Source organism: Streptomyces albicerus (assembly GCF_008905045.1).
GTDB classification, from domain to species: Bacteria; Actinomycetota; Actinomycetes; order Streptomycetales; family Streptomycetaceae; genus Streptomyces; species Streptomyces albicerus.
On record NZ_VWMY01000008.1, the window covers coordinates 124,875 to 139,626 of the forward strand.

At 66.5% G+C, this 14,752-nt stretch carries 10 protein-coding genes and 2 pseudogenes; 5 read left to right on the forward strand and 7 right to left on the reverse strand.

Going from position 1 to position 14,752, the window contains the following annotated elements; all coding sequences use genetic code 11:
• Nucleotides 1–162: 162 nt before the first annotated feature.
• On the forward strand, nucleotides 163–1,455 hold the full coding sequence (locus GAS53_RS08910) for a DUF4365 domain-containing protein (RefSeq protein WP_151476911.1): 1,293 nt from the start codon (nucleotides 163–165) through the stop codon (nucleotides 1,453–1,455).
• Nucleotides 1,456–1,823: 368 nt separating this feature from the next.
• Here the strand turns inward: GAS53_RS08910 and GAS53_RS08915 are convergent, their stop codons facing one another.
• The gene (locus GAS53_RS08915) at nucleotides 1,824–2,198 is read right to left on the reverse strand and encodes a hypothetical protein (RefSeq protein WP_151476912.1); all 375 of its coding nucleotides are present in this window, start codon (nucleotides 2,196–2,198) and stop codon (nucleotides 1,824–1,826) included.
• A 324-nt stretch (nucleotides 2,199–2,522) separates the two neighbouring features.
• Nucleotides 2,523–3,185 (reverse strand): winged helix-turn-helix transcriptional regulator, encoded by a 663-nt coding sequence (locus GAS53_RS08920; protein ID WP_151476913.1) that lies wholly within the window; start codon nucleotides 3,183–3,185, stop codon nucleotides 2,523–2,525.
• A gap of 220 nt (nucleotides 3,186–3,405) precedes the next feature.
• On the opposite strand from GAS53_RS08920, the gene GAS53_RS08925 reads away from it, so the two are divergent.
• The 3 genes from GAS53_RS08925 to GAS53_RS55045 all read left to right on the forward strand — a co-directional run bounded on the left by GAS53_RS08925 (nucleotide 3,406) and on the right by GAS53_RS55045 (nucleotide 5,520).
• Nucleotides 3,406–4,908: an MFS transporter gene (locus GAS53_RS08925; RefSeq protein ID WP_151476914.1), complete on the forward strand. Its 1,503-nt coding sequence runs from the start codon at nucleotides 3,406–3,408 to the stop codon at nucleotides 4,906–4,908.
• A gap of 54 nt (nucleotides 4,909–4,962) precedes the next feature.
• Entirely contained in the window at nucleotides 4,963–5,268 is a 306-nt protein-coding gene (locus GAS53_RS08930; protein ID WP_225858816.1) for a hypothetical protein, read from the forward strand.
• A gap of 111 nt (nucleotides 5,269–5,379) precedes the next feature.
• Entirely contained in the window at nucleotides 5,380–5,520 is a 141-nt protein-coding gene (locus GAS53_RS55045) for a hypothetical protein (RefSeq protein WP_192583028.1), read from the forward strand.
• 46 nt (nucleotides 5,521–5,566) lie between these two features.
• Here the strand turns inward: GAS53_RS55045 and GAS53_RS56160 are convergent.
• Nucleotides 5,567–5,716, reverse strand: a pseudogene (locus GAS53_RS56160) (inositol-3-phosphate synthase); the annotation flags it as partial.
• 73 nt (nucleotides 5,717–5,789) lie between these two features.
• Nucleotides 5,790–5,942: pseudogene (locus GAS53_RS08940) on the reverse strand (ThuA domain-containing protein); the annotation flags it as partial.
• A gap of 959 nt (nucleotides 5,943–6,901) precedes the next feature.
• On the opposite strand from GAS53_RS08940, the gene GAS53_RS08945 reads away from it, so the two are divergent.
• A complete protein-coding gene (locus tag GAS53_RS08945) occupies nucleotides 6,902–9,877 on the forward strand; it encodes a GH59 galactosidase (RefSeq protein WP_151476915.1) in 2,976 nt (991 codons plus the stop codon).
• 487 nt (nucleotides 9,878–10,364) lie between these two features.
• Here the strand turns inward: GAS53_RS08945 and GAS53_RS08950 are convergent, their stop codons facing one another.
• From GAS53_RS08950 to GAS53_RS08960, 3 genes are all read right to left on the reverse strand, one after another.
• Complete coding sequence (locus tag GAS53_RS08950) at nucleotides 10,365–11,336, reverse strand: ABC transporter substrate-binding protein (RefSeq protein ID WP_151476916.1); 972 nt, start codon at nucleotides 11,334–11,336, stop codon at nucleotides 10,365–10,367.
• A gap of 62 nt (nucleotides 11,337–11,398) precedes the next feature.
• On the reverse strand, nucleotides 11,399–12,202 hold the full coding sequence (locus GAS53_RS08955) for a formylglycine-generating enzyme family protein (RefSeq protein ID WP_151476917.1): 804 nt from the start codon (nucleotides 12,200–12,202) through the stop codon (nucleotides 11,399–11,401).
• 83 nt (nucleotides 12,203–12,285) lie between these two features.
• Nucleotides 12,286–14,646 (reverse strand): arylsulfatase, encoded by a 2,361-nt coding sequence (locus tag GAS53_RS08960; protein WP_151476918.1) that lies wholly within the window; start codon nucleotides 14,644–14,646, stop codon nucleotides 12,286–12,288.
• Between the last annotated feature and the right edge of the window lie 106 nt (nucleotides 14,647–14,752).

Consider the following 14,752-nt stretch of genomic DNA (forward strand, 5'->3'; position numbering starts at 1 on the left):
AAGCTGGGCATGTGAACCACCGGGCCAAGTCAAAGCCCGTTCACGTAGCACCCTGGCCGCCGTTCACCGAGGCTGGATGTCAGAGGCGTGCGGCAGGATATCGAAGGACGGCGCCGTCCCGGATCTGCCGGAGGCCGTCGAGGAACCTCCGGGGAGGACGGTATGCCGAAGATCTCGAAAGGGCGGCGCGTGGGACAGGCTGCCGTGAACGCGCTGCGCTCCCTGTTCGAAGAGCACGACCACATCGTTCAAGAGATCTCCGGGCAGAACGACTTCGGCGAGGACCTCTACGTCACCTTCACCCACGACGGGCATCTCACGAGCGACACGATCAAGGTTCAGGTCAAGGGTGGGAGCAGTCGGCGCCGAGGCAACGGCTACGCGGTGCGTGTCGACCAGCACCGTGACACCTGGGCGAACGGGAACATCCCCGTCTACTGCGTGGTGTACGACCCTGACACCAGACAGCTGCACTGGGCGAACGGAACCCAACAGCTCCGTCGGTCCGGTCCGCTGAATCCGCCTCGCTTCATCGGCGTCAGCCCCAACGCGGTGTTGGACGACACCACCATGGAGTCCTTCGTCGCCCAAGCCCGCCGCTACGTCGGACGTTATCGAGATCGGCAGGCCGTCCTCACCCACCTCGGCGAGATGTCCGGCGTCGAATTCGACCCGGTGGACCACGTGCTGCACTTCGTCAACGGCTATGACGAGGACCTCATCTTCTGGAAGCGCCCGGGGGACCGTGTGGCGACGCTGCTACTCAGCACCCAGGACTGGGAACCGGCTCTCGTCACCCTGGAGTCCCTGATGCGCGGCCGGATCGAAGTACCCGAGGAGATAAGAGGCGGTGAACCCCCGGACCCCGACCTGTGGACCGCCGAGCACCTGGAGCTGAGCCCGTCCGAGATCATGTGGGCGGCCTCGTGCTTCATGTCCACCCGAGAGGCCGACGAGGGACCGGGGGACGCCTCCGTCGGCCCCGTCGAGTGCGAGGGATGCCCGGACTGCGCGGACGAGGAGCCCGTGGAGCACGGCTTGATCGAGGCCGACCTGCTCCACGACTACCTCCTCGCCCGCATCCTCGACCGGATCGAGGCCGAGCCCAACCTGATGCGGCGCTCGATCCTGGCCATGCGCGAAGACGGCGAACTCGGACCGGAGATCGTCACCGAGCTCGGCCCTCTCGAAACCGAACCACGGGTCGTCCGCCAGGTGAACAGGCTGAGCCGGGCGACGGTGTCGGCGGTGGACGACATGGAGCCGGAGGCCTTCCAGCTGGCCGTCCTCTACCTCATCCACCGCGTCTACATCGGCGGCCCCTCGCTCCCCCTCGACGAGCAGGTCCGCATCGTCTGGCGCATACCTGAGCCCACAGCATCCGGGAAGGCGGCCGAGAACGACCAGGCTCCGGGCCAGGCTCTCCAGTGGTACGGCCCCGACCCCGGCAAGTGAGACAGTGGCGGGCGCTGTGCGCTCGCAAAAGTCGCACCGAGCTGGACTCCGAGCCAGGCGCACAGCCCGTTCACGCCAGCCCTGAGACCGGCGCTCTTCCAAGCCGTGCCCACAGCGTGCCCGTAAGTGTGGACAGCCACGGTACGCCCAGGCCCACGCAACGCCTGAGGCACAACGAATCCGCGCAGGCCAGCGGCCATGAGGCCCCGCAAGCGCCGTCGCTTCCCAAGCTGAGAGCGCGAGTTCGATTCTCGTCACCCGCTCCATGCGAAACCCCCAGGTCATTGACCCGGGGGTTCTTTGTTGTCTAGACCGGCGAGCGGGGCGCGCACCACAACCGCACCACTACGGCCGACCGCACCGCTTGCCTAGTTCACCGGAGGCAGGACCGGAGCCAGCCCGAGTTCCCTCGCGACCGAGCGCAGGAACTGCTTGCGCGGCTTCCCGTTGATCATTTCATCGAAAGCCCGGCCCGCCCGGATCAGGCACATGGCGAGAGTGACCTCCACCACGGAGGCGGTAATTTCCTTGGGCTGTGCCCGAAGACTGGGCGGCTCGGTCGTCCACTCGACGAACTCAGAGACACTGGTTGCACTGGGGTGCGCATAGCCGCAGAGGTAGCGGTACGCGGAGTACAGCTCCCTCTTGGGAGCGATCTCGTCGCACTGCGCCTGGAACCTGCGGAAGATCTCACTCTCGTCGGTCTTCTCGACCGGCGCACCCTTGATCAAGTCGGTCCGCACGCGGGCCTGCGCCGCTCAGCGGCTCGGCCCGCGCCAGGCGTTCCGCCCGCGCGGCCAGCCGCAGCGGCGCGCAACGTGCGGCCTTTGGGGCAGGGGGTCTTCGCGTGGCTGGGGCGGTCCGGAAGCGTCTGGCGACTGATCACCTGAACATCGAGAGTCGTTCGGCCCATCAGTCCGCAGTTCAGCCAGTCTGTAACGTCCGCACGATCTCGATGAGCACCATTCCTCCACTCGTGATCAGTGCCGGAACTACTGTGCAGAGCAGAACAATCATCAATCCTCCAGCAACCGACCTCCCCATCGCGGGAGCTGGAGTTGAGACCCTCAAGCAGCGGGTTCCGGCAGCGGGAACAGGTCGAGGAAGCGGCCCACGACCTCCGCATCACCCTCAATGACCAGGTCGCCCGCGGACTGCGCCTCCGCGATCCCACGGTCATTCCAGACCAGCGCGTTCATCGTGGCGGTGTCAGTCTCGATGACCGCGTCGGGCGGACGGGTGCTCTCGCCGCGCGCGACTTCGAACGCGCCGTCGCCGACGACGATGTGGAAGGTGTCCTCACCCAGCCGCAGCACCAAGGCGGCACCGAGTCCCTGGGCCGCATGGGAGTCGAACAGCGTCCTGAGGGCCAGGATGAGGGAATCGACGCTCATCGCGGCGTCATGGTGCATCAGGGGCGAGCGACCACCCCACCGGCCCATCGCGGTGATAACAGGCTCGAGCTCCCCGCCCCACGCGGTCAGCTCGTACACGCGTGAGGCTGCGGGCGGGGCCAGTTTACGCCGGCGCACAACGCCGACGTCCTCGAGCTCACGCAGACGTTGGGCCAGGACATTCGGACTCACTCCCGGCAGGCCCACCCGCAGGTCGGTGAAGCGTTTCGGGCCGAGGAGTAGTTCGCGGACGATCAGCAACGCCCAGCGTTCACCGACCAAATCGAGGGCATGCGCAGCCGCGCATCCATCCTCGTACCTGCGCTTGCTCGTCATAGTCCCATCATACGCAGCATGGTCCGAACGTCCACTCATTTAGTTGCTATTTAGGACTAGAGCGTAGTAGCGTCGTCCTTGTTAGTCCTATTGAGGGAGCTCCGAATGGCACGCCGCGCGTGCGGAGCCCACGGGGCAGTTCCAGTCCGGTGCGCCGTCCGGCCTTACGCGCCAAGCCCGACGGACAGCATGAACAGCCAGACGCGAACAGGGAGTTCCGATGGCCGACGAACGGATTGACAAGAGCGGCTCCGCGTCGCTGGACGGGCAGCCGCCGGATCCGCTGCGATGGAAGGCGCTCGCGCTGCTGGGCACGGCCTTCTTCATGACCATTCTCGACTCGACGATCGTCCTCACCGCCGTCCCGTCGATGGCTGCGGACCTGCATCTGTCGGTCTCGGGCGTTCAGTGGGTCCTCACTGGCTACGTCCTGACCTTCGGTGCCCTGATGCTGCTGGGTGGCCGACTGGCGGACCTGACGGGGCGCCGCCGCGTGTTCATGGTCGGGACCATGCTCTTCGTCCTGTCCTCACTCATGTGCGCGCTCGCTTCGAGCGGCGGCATTCTGATCGCCTCACGTCTGGCCCAGGGCGTATCGGCGGCGCTGATGGCCCCGACGGCACTCGCCATCCTGATGACGACGTTCACGGAGGGAACCGAGCGCAACAAGGCGCTGGGGATCTGGGGCGGACTCGGCGGGGTCGGAGCGACCGCCGGTCTGCTGGTCGGCGGCGTGGTGACCTCCAGTTTCGGCTGGGAGTGGATCTTCTACATCAATGTGCCGATTGGCCTCGGGATCCTTGCGCTGAGCCCGGTGCTGCTCCGTGAGAGCCGAGCTCGTGGACTCATGCGGTCGTTCGACTTCGCCGGAGCGGCGACGGTCGCGGCGGCGCTGGCCCTGCTCCTGTACGCGATCTTCAAAGCGCCGGCCGAGGGCTGGATCAGCCTGACCTCGGGCGGCCTGCTCGTGGTCTCGGCCGCGCTGTTCCTTCTTTTCGTCTTCATCGAGGCACGCGCCGCTGCTCCACTGGTGCCTCTGCGCGTCTTCCGGCTGCGCTCGCTGGTGAGCGGCAATCTCACCATCTTCGCCGTCGGCCTGGCCGTGGACGGAATGCTGTTCCCGCTCACGCTGTACGCCCAGGATGTCCTGGGCTATTCGGCAATGCAGTTCGGCCTCATGAGCGCGGTCATGACCGTCATGTCCGTGGTCGGGGCGATGGCCGGGCAGGCCATGGTGACCAAGATGGGCCTGCGGCGGGTCGCCGTGCCCAGCCTTCTCCTGATCATGATCGGCTGCTTGCTGCTGGTCTGGGTGTCCGCGGACGGCAGCTACCGCGAAGACGTGCTCCTCGGTCTGTTGATCTTCGGACCGGGCATGGGCGGCGCCTTCGTCGCCGCCCAGATCGCCGCGCTCACCGGGGTCGCGGAGGAGGAGTCCGGACTCGCCGCCGGACTCGTCGACACCTCGTTCAACATCGGCAGCGCGCTCGGCATCGCGATCGTCACCACGGTCGCCGTCTCCCGAACCAACGAGATGCTTGCCGCAGGCGGTCCGCAGACCGATCACGCGATCGCCCTGACCGAGGGCTACCAGTCCGCTTTCCTGGTGACGGTGGTGTTCGCCGCGATCGGTCTGATAGCGGCGTTCTTCCTCAGCGGATCGCCGCAGGGACAGGAGACCAACGAGTCGGCCGAGTCCAGTCCCGTAAAGAGCTTGGACTGAAGCGTAGAAGCGAAACAACCGGGATCGATTCCGAACCAACGCCGGGAGAGAGACATGAGCAAGACCCTCATCGTGAGTTACCAGACTCGACCAGAGTCCGCCGACGAAAATCAGCAACTCGTCGAGAATGTATTCGCCGAACTCAATGCCACCGACCCCGGAGACCTGCACTACGCGTCATTCCGGCTGGCGGACGGCGTCAGCTTCATCCACATCGTCATCACCGAGGGTGACACCGACCCGCTCTCGAAGATCGCCGCCTTCGCTGAATTCGCGAAGGGAATCGGCGGCCGTGTCGCCGGACCGCCCGACCGGGGGGATGCCACTCTGATTGGCTCCTATCGCTTCCTGGACAAATAGCACCGCCGCCTACCTCTCCCGGCCGCCAGCCTCTATAGCCCCGTTATTGGTGTCGGCGGGAACTGTGGTCGATCCGGCCGTGAATGTGGATCGACCACAGAGTTAAAAGGAGTGAACGGACGGACTGTTCAGTCGCTGATCGGCCCGGATGACGCCGAGAGTGGGTTCGCGTTGGTCAACTTCGCCAACGCCGTGGCCGTCAAGGTATGGCCGGAGTTGGCTAAGGGGCCCGACGACGGGCAGTACCTCTGACCACGGCCAGGCTCGCAGCCGATGATCTGCATGCCGACTGAGGTACAGCGAACTCCGGTGTCTCGGTCACCATGCCCGTCGGCGGGTGCAGACCCGCGGTGACGGCGGCACAGCCCGCCACGACCGTGGTGGCGACAGAGCCGCGCGCTCCGATCAGCCACACGCCTGCACGGGAAGCAGAACGGGACACGGACATGTGCAGCCTCCTCGTCGAGGACAGAAGTCCGGAAGGCGGCGGGCGGGAGTCCGGCGTCCCCGCCCGCCGCCGCTCAGTCGCCCTGCGAAGTCCCGGATCCAGAGGACCGGGAGGACTTCGCGGGCAGTTCCTTGATCCGGATGTCGCGGAAGGACACCTCGTCGTCGGCTCCGTGGCCCTGGATGCCGATGTGCCCGTCCTTGAGGCTCCGGGCCGGGTTCACGCTCACAGGTCGACTGCCGTGAACTGTGGGGATTTCCCTACGGCTTGACAGGAACTTGCGGCCGGACGGTTCGCGACGTCGAGGGGATGAGCGTCAAACGCGCGACGAGGTGCCGTGTGCAGCAGGCGATTCACGTCAACCTTGCTCGCGTCGCCTTGGCACTGCCGGTCAGCCTGGCGTCGAGATCCTGTCCGGCATGGGGTCAGGAAGGCGCTGTTGTGTCTGATCGGCGATTCCGACACCGGCAGGGCTGTGCACTCGCAAGCACGCCCGACTTCGACATCCGAACCAGTCGGCCAGGCGCAGAGCCCGCCCACACTCGCTTCCGCCCACCGTGCCTCGAAGCTGTGCCCACCGCGTGCCCGTGAGAGCGGACAACCACGGTCAACAGCGGTGCGAACAGGCCCTCCCGCCGGCACCGACGCCGGGAATCCATGCAGGTCAGCAATTGAGTGACCCCGCAAGCGCCGTCGCTTCCCAAGCTGCGAGCGCGAGTCGATTCTCGTCACCCCTCCAGCAGGAACCCCCCAGGTCATGGAATCGGGGGTTCTTCATTGTCCAGAGATCATGAGCCTCCAGCGGACACCACCGGGGCACCGGCCTGATCATCCCGCACCGCCGCGAACGCGGAGAGGCTGAATCCGCGGCCGGGCCAACTCCCGTCCGTAGTGACAAAGTGCGAGGAGCACCGAGCCCCTGCCCGGCTGGACCTCGTACCCCTTGCGCGATTCAGGCGTTTTCGTCTCCCCCCTGAGTACGGCAGTGTCCTGCGACGGCCACCTCAGCATCCAAGCGTTTTCCAGCCGGTGAGGACGCCAAGGGGACCTCAATTGGCATGACGTGCACAGGGATTGACGTAGAAACCGCTTACCACCTACGGTCCTCCCGGAATCGCGGACACCTTTCGGAATCTCGAACGTCTGGCGTCGGTACGCCCTACGAGAACAAGGAGTCGAAGCGGAATGGGCCCACAGCGAAGACTCGGCTGGATGTCGCTTGCCGCGGCAACCACCATGGCACTCGCGGCCGGAGTGATGACCGCCCCCGCCGCCCACACCGCGGACGATCCCGTGGAGGTCGTGGTCAACGGGGACGACGTTCGCGCCGACAACGTGAACGGTTTGACCTACAAGGGCCTCGGCGTGCTCAGTTGCAACAGCACGAGCAACCTGCTGATGGACTACAAGGCGGAGCACCCCGGCCGGTACTGGCAGCTCATCCGCGTGCTGTTCGGTGGAAAGAACCCCCTGATCAACCATGTCAAGGTCGAGATGGGTTCGGACACGAACACGTCGACCGGTTCCGACCCGGCGACCATGCGCACGGCGGACGAACTCGCCGACGCGTCGCGCTCCCCGGGCTTCCAACTGGCAGCGGACGCCAAGACGGTCAACCCGAAGCTCAAGGTCTCGATTCTCCGCTGGGTCATGCCCCGATGGGTCCAGAACGAGTGGAACAAGGGCACCGGCTCCGACGAGATGTACAAGTGGTACAAGGAGACGATTCTCGACGCCTACGAGAAATACGGGTACATGGTCGACTACGTGAACCCGGACACGAACGAGACGCGGGATCCGGACGAGGCCTTCATCAAGTGGTACAAGAAGGCGATTGTGGCCGACACGGACTTCGCCGACCCCCGCTACGGCATCCCGGCGAAAAAGCGGGAGCAGGCCGAGAAGGCCTACCGCAGCATAAAGATCATCGCCGCCGACGAGAACACCACCCTCAACATCGGGCCGTCGATGCTCAGCGACGCGGAACTCTTCGGCATGGTCGACGCGGTCGGCTACCACTACACCACCGATGACCGGCGCGACGGGCCCGCCGGCAGCGACACCAATCTGCCGTACACCAGGCTGGCGACCGGTGAGAACAAGTACGGCGAGGACAAGGAAGTCTGGTACAGCGAGGGAGTCGGCTCCTTCGGCTACACCGACTACCGCGTCAACAACACCGAGGGTCCGAACGGAACGAGCACCGGTATCGGCGGCGTCCAGAGCGCCCTCGATCTCGCGAACCGCTCCGTCAAGAGCTACGCCAACTCGAAGCGGACGCACTACATCTTCCAGCCGGCGATCGGCTCCTTCTACGAGGGCGCGCAGTACAGCCACAAGGAACTCGTCAGCGCGCGTGACCCGTGGTCGGGCCACCTCCACTACGACGCGGCCATCTACGTGATGCAGCACTTCACCCAGTTCGCCAAAACCGGCTGGGAGAACGACACGAACACGGCGGGCATCTGGCGCACGGTGCCGGAGGCCAGTTACAGCGGGGTGAGCGGCACCGAGAACGTCGACGGCTCGAACGGCGCGCCGAGTTACATGACGCTCGCGGACCCCCGTAAGAAGGACTTCTCCACGATCGTCGTCAACGACAGCGACCAGCCCAAGACCTACCGGATCAAGGCCGAGAACATGCGACTCGGTTCCGACCCGACCATGGAGATCTGGGAAACCCGCGCACCGGACGCGGGCCGGCCCTACGACGCGAACTTCAAGCGAGTCGTCGACGAGATCCGGCCCGGCGGCACCGGGTACTACACCTACACGGTCAAGCCGAGGTCGATCGTGACCTTGACGACGCTCGACAAGAGCCACGACAAGGCGACGAAGCAACGCCTGCCCGACTCCCGGGACCGGACGGTGCTGGACACCGACGCGACCGGCAAGAAGCACAACACCCGCGACAACGTCCTGTACGCCGACGACTTCGGGTACGAGGAGGAGGGCAGGGTCCAGGTCGGCACCGGCGACGGCGCGCACAAGACGTCCCAGCCCTACCTGAGGTCGCGCGGCAACCAGCCGCGCTACATGGTCGACCAGACCGGCGCCTGGGAGGTCGGTGAGGACGCGAGCGGCAACAACGTCCTGTACCAGCACATGGACCAGTCCATGAAGGACACCGGCGCCTGGAACCGCCACACCCCGAACACGACGGTCGGCGACTTCCGCTGGGAGAACTACCGGGCCACGGTCGACGTCTCGTTCCCTGACCCGGACGGCGGACTCGCCGCCCTGGGCGTCCGTCAGCAGAAGGGCATGGCGATCAGCGACGCCGCCTACAACGTGCGCATCGCACCGACCGGCGCCTGGACGTTCTACGAATACGGCAGGGCCGTCACGTCGGGAACGGTCCCCGCGTCCGACGGCTACCGCCTCGCCATCGAGGCGAAGGGCGCGACGATCACGACTTACATCGACGGCAAGGCCGTCTCCACGTACCAGGACCCGACTCCGCAGACCGAAGGACGCGTCAAGCTCGGATCCGACTTCCACAAGACGGCGTTCGACAACCTGAAGGTCGAGAAGATCGACGGGTACACGCCCTACGCCCGCGCGCAGCTCGACAACATGGACAGCTCGGTCACCTACGACGGCATGTGGAGCCGGAAAGCCTCCTTCGGCGACGCGATGGACTGGTACCGGTCGACGTCGACCGGCACGACCGCCGGCTCGTCGTTCACCGTCCCGTTCACCGGCACGGGCATCGACGTCATCGGCGGCAACGACGGTACCGCCGTCCTCGACGTCTACATCGACGGAAGGCTGATCGCACGGGACGCGAAGACGGCCGCGACCGACAAGCGCCTCGCGACGTACGCGCTCCGCGGTCTGCCCGACGGCGCGCACACGGCGAGGTTCGTCCTCAAGTCCGGAAAGATCGTTCTCGACGCGTTCAACGCCATCTCCGGGGACGTGGACAGCACTGTGGACACGACACCGATCCGGGGCGCCCTGGAGAAGATCGGACGTCCGGAGCGGGCGGACTACACGGCCGATTCCTGGACCCTGTTCGCCTCCGCGTCGTCGGCGGCGAAGGCTGCCGTGGCGGGACGGCAGAAGGGCCTTGACGCCATCGGCGTCGAGCAGATCACGGACAGGCTCGAAGAGGCTCACGACCGGCTGGTGCGCAAGGACGGCACCGCCGCCCAGTAGGTGCCCTGGGCCTGCGGGCCCCGCGCGTTCGCCGTAAATGATCAAGGGGCCGTATCGGATTCCTCCGATACGGCCCCTTGTACGGGGGCGAGTCGCCGTCCGCAGGGCGCGGCGAACCGCGCCCGCACATACGACACTGCTCGCCCACCGGGTCGCCGGACAGTTTTTGTTATGCACCGGTGCGGCGCGCGTCTCCTTGGTACATCCGACGACGTGCCCGCAGCGTGCCCGTAAGGGTGGTCAACCACGGTCAACAGCGGTGCGATCCAACCCGCGCAGCTCTCCCAGAAGGAAGGCACCTGCGCAGGTCAGAGCCACATCGGGCGCACAAGCGCCGTCGCTTCCCAAGCTGAGAGCGCGAGTTCGATTCTCGTCACCCGCTCCAGAGGGAACCCCCAGGTCAGCGACCTGGGGGCTTCTTCTTATCCAGTCCGACTATCTAGTCCGATTCGGAAAATCGAGTGTCCTGGACCACTCTCACCCGGCACTAGCCAAGCCAGGTCTTGACCTTGTCGGGGTTCGCCTCGACCCATTTCTTCGCCGCCGCCTCCGGTGTCATCTTGTCGAGCGCGATGTACTTGGCGACGGTGTTCTGGTCGGTGTTGGTCCACTTGAAGTTCTTCACCAGGTCGTAGGCCGGGCTGCCGGACTTCGCGAACCGGGTGCTGACGATCTTGTCGAGGTCGAACACGGGATAGTCGCAGGCGACCTTCGCCGGGTCCGCGTCGCAGCCTGCCGTGTGTTTGGGCAGGTCGACGTGGACCAGCGGCACCTCCGAGAAGAACCAGGACGGCTCGTAGAAGTAGCCGATCACCCACTTCTTGTTCTTCTCGGCCTCCCGGAATGCCTGGATCAGCGCGGTCTCGCTGCCCGCGTACACCACCTTGAAGTCCAGATCCAGGTTCTTCACCAGCGCCTCGTCGTTGGTCTGGTACGACGGGTCGCCGTCGAGGAGCTGGCCCTTGCTGCCCGACTCGGAGGTCTTGAAGTTCGAGGCGTACTTGTTGAGGCTCTTCCAGTTGGTGATGTCCGGATACTTCTCCGCGATCCACGGCGGGATGTACCAGCCGATGATTCCCTTGTTGCCGGTCGGGCCGAGGTTGACGGCGGTCTCCTGCTCGGTGATGTATTTCTTCTTCAGGTCGTCGTGGCCCCAGTTCTCCAGGATGGCGTCGACCTCGCCCGTGTCGAACCCCTGCCAGCCGATCTCCGCCTTCAGGTCCTTCTTGACGACCTTGCAGGCGAGTTCCTTCTCCGCGACATAGGCGACGACCGCCGCGTTGGCCTCGTAGCCCACCCACGGGTTGACCGCGAGGTTCAAGGTGCCGCACTTGCCCGAGGCGCCGTCCGCCGCGGCGGAGTCGTCGCCGACCTTCGCCCCACCGCAGGCGGTCAGGGTGAGACCGAGTACGGCCATCCCCGCCGCGCCGGGACGCCAGTGTCTTGATCGCTTTGCCATGGTCCTGCTCCTTGTGCGCCGGGGGTATCGCGCCGTTGTCCGAGTGAGGGAGTCGAAAGGGGTCACGTCATGTCCAGGGCGCACCGGAACCCCACATTGCCGGTTGCCGAGTCCGGGAAGAGGCCCTGCCGCGCGGCGACCCGGTAGCGGCGGCAGTAGGAGGCGTGGCACAGGTAGGAGCCGCCCTTGGCGACGCGCTGCCCTCCGTCGGGGGAGGGCAGGAACGGGTCCTCGCACCATTCCCAGACGTTGCCGGTGGCGTTGTACATGCCGAAGCCGTTGGCGTCGTAGGCATCGACCGGACAGGTGCCGTACCAGCCGTCGGCAGTGTGGTGTCCCTTCGGGAAGTCGCCCTGCCACACATTCATCCGGGGACGACCGCCCGGCTCGAACTCGTCGCCCCAGGGAAACACCTTCGCGTGCAGCCCTCCTCTGGCAGCGCGTTCCCATTCCGTCTCGGTGGGCAGGCGTTTGCCGGCCCAGGCGCAGTAGGCGCGGGCGTCGTCCCAGTCGACGTGGACGACCGGATGATCCGCTCGGTCCTCCCAGGTGGAGTGCGGTCCGTCGGGATGGCGCCAGTCGGCGCCCTCGACCTGTCGCCACCAGGGAGCGGCCGCCACTGCGCGGGTGGGCGGGAAGTCGTCCGGGAGCAGCCCGGCGAAGACGAACGACCAGCCGATTCGCTCGGCCGAGGTGCGGTACCCCGTGTCGGCGGCGAAGCGCGCGAACTGTGCGTTGGACACCGTGCAGGCGTCGATCCAGAAAGCGACAACGTACACCGTCCGCACCGGGCCTTCTCCATCGGTCGGGTAGGAGAGCGCGTCCTGGCTGCCCATGAGGAACTCGCCGGCGGGTACGGCCACCATGCCTTCTGGTGTTGCCCGGTGGACGGCGGACCGTGCGGGCTCCGCCCGGTCCGCGCCCCGGCCGCCGGACGGTGCACAGCAGTTCACTGTGCCCCCATGACGCGCCGGTGCAGTCCGCCGTCGAACTCGGACGACTCGGTGCTCCGGTCGTCCAGGTCGATGCGCACCGTGTGAATCGTCCCGGTGAACTCGTTGTCGAGTACCGGGTATTCGTCGGTCACCGGTGTACTCAGGTCCACCCCGACGTCGAGTGTCTCGTCGAAGGAGAAGTAGTACGGGATGGTCTGCTCGACCCGTCCGGTCGCATGCTTCTGACCGTCCACCAGGAGCACGGCCGTCCCGCCCTTGCCGAGTCCTCCGCCGTCGTAGTCGAACTCGAGCCGGATCTCGTGCCGTCCCGGTGGCAGGGACCCGCCGCCGCGCACGGTGTACAGGTTCATGCCGAAGTAGTTGTAGGCGTAGGCCGGCCTGCCCTCGGTGAAGTACAGGGACCAGCCGCCGAATCGGCCGCCCTGCGCGATGATCACGCCCTCGGCCGCCGTCTCCAGCAGCTCGATGTCGGCCGTGATGCTGTGCGAGCGGTTCTTGACGTTGGGTGTGGTCTCCTCGGTGAACCGCCGCATTCCCGCGCGGTAGGTGACGGAGGTGCGGTCGCCGAGCAGATCGATGCGGCCGGCCATGGCGGGGTTCTCCCGCTCGGTGACGCGGTCGTCCAGGGGGAAGACCTGGTACTTCGCCGCCTCGATCAGGAACAGGTCCTGCAAATGGCGCAGCTTCTCGGGGTGTTCGGCGGCGAGGTCGTGCGCCTGACTCCAGTCCCTGCTCAGGTCGTAGAGCTCCCAGACGTCGTCGGCGAACCTCCGGTCCTTGTCCGGCACCATCTCCCAGGGGATGCCGTGCCGGGTGACCGCCATCCAGCCGTCGTGGTAGATGCCCCGGTTGCCGCACATCTCGAAGTACTGGGTACGGCGATGCTCGGGAGCGTGGGGATCGGCGAGCGTCCGCTGCATGCTCGTGCCCTCGATGGGCTGCTGCGGCACCCCGTCCACGCTGAACGGTGCCGGGACTCCCACGCAGTCCAGGATCGTCGGCAGGACGTCGATCACGTGCGAGAACTGGTGACGGAGTCCGCCGCGCTCGGGGACCCGCCGAGGCCAGTGCAGGATCATGCCGTCCCGGGTGCCGCCGAAGTGCGAGGCCACCTGCTTGGTCCACTGGTAGGGGGTGTTCAGCGCCAGCGCCCATCCCGCCGGGGCGATCGGGTAGCTGAGCGGGCCACCGATCTCGTCGATGTGGTCGATCATCTCGTCCGGGTCGTCCACGACGCCGTGGCCCAGCCGGTGCTCGACGATCGTCCCTTCGATGCCGCCCTCACCCGAGGCGCCGTTGTCACCCAGGATGTAGAGGAAGAGGGTGTTGTCCAGCTCGCCCAGGTCCTCCAGCGCGTCGACGAACCTGCCGACCTGCACGTCGGCGTGTTCGGTGAACCCGGCGAACGACTCCATGAACCTGGCCGCCAGCCGGCGCTGGTTGTCAGTGAGTTCGTCCCAGTGGGGAACGCCCTCGGCCCAGCTCGCGAGTTCCGTGTCCGCAGGCACGACGCCGAGTTCCTTCTGCCGCTGCAGGGTCAGTTCGCGCTGCCGGTCCCAGCCGTGGTCGAACCGGCCGCGGTACTTCTCCTGCCATGCGCGGCCGACGTGCAGCGGCGCATGCGCGGCACCCAGCGCGAGGTAGGTGAAGAACGGCCGGTCCGGGGTCAGCGTGCGCTGGGTGCGCACCCAGTCGATGGCGTGGTCGACGAGGTCCTCGGACAGGTGGTAGCCGTCCTCGGGCCGGCGATCCGGCTCGACCGGGGTGGTGCCCTGGTACAGCAGGGGGTACCAGTGATTCATCTCGGCGCCCATGAACCCGTAGAAGGTGTCGAAGCCTTCCCCGGTGGGCCAGCGGTCGAACGGCCCGACCGCGCTGATCTCCCGCGGCGGGGTCTGGTGCCACTTGCCGAAGGCGGCCGTGCTGTAGCCGTTGCCCTGCAGGATCTGGGCCATGGTCGCCGCGCTGCGCGGCCGGAACCCGTTGTACCCGGGGGCCGCGGTGGTCATCTCGGTGGTGCCGCCCATGCCCACCGAGTGGTGGTTGCGCCCGGTCAGCAGGGCCTGCCGGGTCGGCGAGCACAGGGCGGTCACGTGAAAGCGGGTGTAGCTCAGGCCGCTGTCCGCGAGTCGCTGCGCGGCGGGCATCTCGCACGGACCGCCGAAGGCGCTGGAGGTGCCGAATCCGAGGTCGTCGACGAGCACGATCACCACGTTCGGTGCGCCCTCGGGCGGAGGGACCGGGCCGATGGGGGTGAAGGCGGTCTCCTGGTCGTGGATGTCCATCACGGTCGTCAGGGGCCGACGGGTGTCGGGCCGCGGAAGTATGTGCCGTCCGGCGTCGAACTCAGTCATGCATTTCTCCGATTCGGTGCCCGGCGGGAAATGTCACACGTTCTTGTCACAGCCGAATTACCGGCGTAACACAGCTGAACTTCAGCGGCTGCGGAACCCCCCCCCC